The organism is Mycobacterium sp. (assembly GCF_035314665.1).
Lineage (GTDB): Bacteria > Actinomycetota > Actinomycetes > Mycobacteriales > Mycobacteriaceae > Mycobacterium.
This window is the reverse complement of sequence record NZ_DATFZD010000140.1, coordinates 1-3,462: the sequence shown is the minus strand read 5'-3', so window position 1 is coordinate 3,462 and position 3,462 is coordinate 1. Positions and strand designations below refer to the sequence as shown.

The window sequence follows — 3,462 nt, the reverse complement described above, 5'->3', positions numbered from 1 at the left end:
GCTGGGCATCGTATTTCTGGAAGCCTCTGCAAGCGGCGTACCGGTGATCGCCGGACGCTCGGGCGGCGCACCGGAAACCGTGCAGCACAACAAGACTGGGCTAGTGGTCGACGGTCGTTCGATCGACCAGATCGCCGACGCCGTCACCGAGCTGCTGGCTGACCCGGATCGGGCCACCACGATGGGCGCCGCAGGCCGAGATTGGGCCACGTCGCAGTGGCGATGGGATGCGTTGGCCGCCCGGCTGTCCGAGTTGATAAGCGACTAGCTAACCGCCGCGTTGCCCGTCGGACGCCGTTCCTGCAATACCGGTGCCGCCACCCGCTCCGATCGGCCAACAGTGTCCTCTCAGAGGACGTTTCAGAAGACGTGGTGCCCGCCGCGGCGCCGGCGCAGACGGCGCTCACGCCGCAGGCGCAGTCGATTACCGGGCGCCTGCAAGAGCTGGAAACGCTGCGCGCCAGCGGTGCGATCTCGGACGCCGAATGCACGGCCAAGCGTCAGCAGATCATCGCCGAGATATGAATGGGCCGACGGCTAGTCGGTGGTGTAGATCGCGTCGATGTCGTGCGCGAACTTTTCGGCCACGACCTTGCGCTTGACTTTCAAAGTCGGGGTGAGTTCCCCGGTGTCCTCGGTGAAGTCGACGGGCAGGATGCGGAATTTACGGATCGACTCCGCATGCGACACCGCCAAGTTGGCCTGTTTGACGGCCGCGTCCACCTCCGCGTTCAGATCCGGATCGGTGACCAGATCGCTCACCGACGCTCCGGCGGGCTTGCTGTTGCGCTGCTTCCAGCCATCGAACGCCTCGGGGTCGATGGTGATCAGTGCGCCGATGAACGGCCGGGCATCCCCGACGACCACCGCCTGGCTGATCAGCGGGTGCGCTCGTAGTCGATCCTCCAACACGGCGGGGGCGACGTTTTTTCCTCCTGCGGTGACGATGATTTCCTTCTTGCGGCCGGTGATCGTCAGGAACCCGTCGTTGTCGACGGCGCCGAGGTCACCGGTCTTGAACCAGCCGTCTTCCATCGCTTCGGTGGTGGCCTGATCGTTGTGCCAGTAGCCGTGGAATACCACGCCGCCTCGGACCAACAGCTCGCCGTCGTCGGCGATGCGCATGCTGTTACCCGGCAACAACTTTCCGACGGTGCCGACTTTCAGTGCATCGATCTGGTTGACAGTGATCGCCGCGCTGGTCTCGGTCAGCCCGTAGCCCTCGTAGATGGTGAGACCGACGCCGCGGTAGAAGTGGCCCAACCGCACGCCCAGCGGTCCGCCACCCGACACTGACGCGTGGCAGTCACCGCCAAGCGCCGCGCGCAGCTTGTGGTATACAGGCCGATCGAACAGCGCGTGCTTGGCCCGCAGCAGCAGACCGGGGCCACCGCGATCGCTCGCCTCGCTCCAGTCGACCGCGGTCTGCGCCGCGATCTCGAAGATGCGGCCCTTGCCGTCGTTGGCGGCGTTCTGCGCGGCGGTGTTGTACACCTTCTCGAACACCCGCGGCACCGACACCACGACCGTTGGCTTGAACACGGCGAACATCGGCACCAGATTCTTGATGTCACTGGTGAATCCGACGACAACCTTGTTTTGGAAGGCGCACAACGTCAGCGCGCGGGCCAGCACGTGCGCCAACGGCAGGAAGACCAACAGCCGCTCGCCCTTGCGGAGCAGTGTCGGGAGAACTGCCTTGGCGCCCCGGGTCTCGTAGACGAGGTTCGAGTGGGTCAGCTGGCAGCCCTTCGGGCGGCCGGTGGTGCCCGAGGTGTAGATGAGCGTCGCCGGATCTTCGCTGCGCAACGCTTCGACGCGGGCGGTCAGCTCGGCCGGGTCGACCGACGCGCCCTCCTGCGCGAGTTGCTCAAGGGCGTTGGCGCTGGATCCGTCGATTAGCAGCACTCGGCGCAGCTCGGGCAGGTCGCCGGTGAGCTCGTTGATCATCGTCGCGTGGGCGTCGGTTTCGGCGAACGCCACCACCGCCGCCGAGTCCGTCAGCACCCAGCGCACCTGCTCGGCCGACGACGTCTCGTAGATCGGGACGGTGACCCCGCCCACCGAAAGGATCGCCAGATCGAGGATTGCCCACTCGTAGCGGGTGGCCGAGAAAATGACCACCCGGTCGCCGGCCTTCACCCCTAATGCGATCAAACCCAGTGCGGCCGAACGGATTTGGGCCGCCGCGGCGGCGCATGTAACGTCCGTCCATACCCCATCGACCTGGCGTTGAAAGATCACGGTGTCCGGGTCGTGTTGCTCGTGCTCGAACACTGCGGCGACGATATTGTCATGCTCGCCTACCGTGAACGGCGCGGGCGCATTGAATTCACGCACTCTTCTGACCTCGCTTGAGTTACTTCGCCGGGTGGCCGGGCTGGATTCAGCCTAGTCCGGTGACGATGCGGGCCGGGACGGGCCGCTGAGGAGGCGGACCATCGGGTCTAGTCCGGTGACGATGCGGGCCGGGACGGGCTATGCGGCCACGCGTGCGATATGTGAAGCTAGGGGCCGTGCACAGCGTTCAAGTTGCCGACGAGACGTTTGTCGCCGCCGACCCCGCACGCGTCGGCGCGGCCGTGGGTGATCCGGCCAGCTGGCGACGTTGGTGGCCCGATCTGCGGCTTCATGTCATCGAGGATCGCGCCGATAAGGGAGTCCGATGGTCGGTGACCGGACCGCTCACCGGCACCATGGAAATCTGGTTGGAACCGTCGTTGGACGGCGTGGTGCTGCACTACTTTCTGCACGCCGAGCCGTCCGGCGCGGCGGCCTGGCAGTTGGCCAGGATGAACCTCAGCAAAATGACTCACCGCCGTCGGGTCGCCGGCAAGAAGATGGCCTTCGAGGTGAAGGCGACGCTGGAGCGCTCCCGACCGGTTGGGGTTTCTCCGGTGCTTGACCAGGTCTGAGTTCAGCCAGGGAGTACCGTTTCTGCAGTGGGCTGGCGGTACGGCCCACGGCGTTGGTGACACGAGCCCTACCCGCGTACGGGGGAGAAGGAAGCGACCAGGTGGCGGAGAAGACGGCGCAGACGATCTACATCGATGCGGACCCCAGCACGGTGATGGACGTGATCGCTGATATCGGCTCGTATCCCGATTGGGTGTCGGAGTACAAGGAGGCCGAAGTGCTCGAGGCCGACCCCAAGGGAAATCCGAAGGTGGCGCGGCTGGTGCTGGACGCCAACGTGCTCAAAGACACCCTGGTGCTGTCCTACGAGTGGCCGAAAGATCGTCGCTCGGTGCGCTGGTCGCTGGTTTCCAGCTCGCTGCTGCGGTCCCTCGACGGTGTATATCGGTTGGCGTCCAAGGGGTCTGGCACCGATGTCACCTATGAGCTCACCGTAGATATAGCCATTCCGATGATCGGCTTGCTCAAGCGCAAGGCTGAGCGCAGGTTGATCGACAGCGCGTTGAAGGATCTGAAGAAACGAGTCGAGGCTGAGTGAGTCGGCAG

At 65.0% G+C, this 3,462-nt stretch carries 5 protein-coding genes; 4 read left to right on the top strand and 1 reads right to left on the bottom strand.

Annotated features, from left to right (window positions below):
- Together VKI00_RS11135 and VKI00_RS33775 are read left to right on the top strand one after the other, a co-directional pair.
- On the top strand, window positions 1-268 hold a 268-nt coding region (locus VKI00_RS11135), incomplete at its 5' end, for a glycosyltransferase family 4 protein (RefSeq protein ID WP_324437517.1).
- 101 nt (window positions 269-369) lie between these two features.
- Window positions 370-525, top strand: a complete 156-nt coding sequence (locus VKI00_RS33775) for an SHOCT domain-containing protein (protein WP_414687170.1) — start codon at window positions 370-372, stop codon at window positions 523-525.
- A 12-nt stretch (window positions 526-537) separates the two neighbouring features.
- On the opposite strand, the gene VKI00_RS11125 is transcribed toward VKI00_RS33775, so the two are convergent.
- Window positions 538-2,340 (bottom strand): long-chain fatty acid--CoA ligase, encoded by a 1,803-nt coding sequence (locus VKI00_RS11125; protein ID WP_324437516.1) that lies wholly within the window; start codon window positions 2,338-2,340, stop codon window positions 538-540.
- A gap of 176 nt (window positions 2,341-2,516) precedes the next feature.
- Between VKI00_RS11125 and VKI00_RS11120 the strand changes: the two genes are divergently transcribed.
- Together VKI00_RS11120 and VKI00_RS11115 are read left to right on the top strand one after the other, a co-directional pair.
- Window positions 2,517-2,915, top strand: coding sequence for a polyketide cyclase / dehydrase and lipid transport (locus VKI00_RS11120; RefSeq protein ID WP_324437515.1), 399 nt, complete (start codon window positions 2,517-2,519; stop codon window positions 2,913-2,915).
- A gap of 101 nt (window positions 2,916-3,016) precedes the next feature.
- Window positions 3,017-3,454: an SRPBCC family protein gene (locus VKI00_RS11115; RefSeq protein WP_324437514.1), complete on the top strand. Its 438-nt coding sequence runs from the start codon at window positions 3,017-3,019 to the stop codon at window positions 3,452-3,454.
- Window positions 3,455-3,462: the final 8 nt, after the last annotated feature.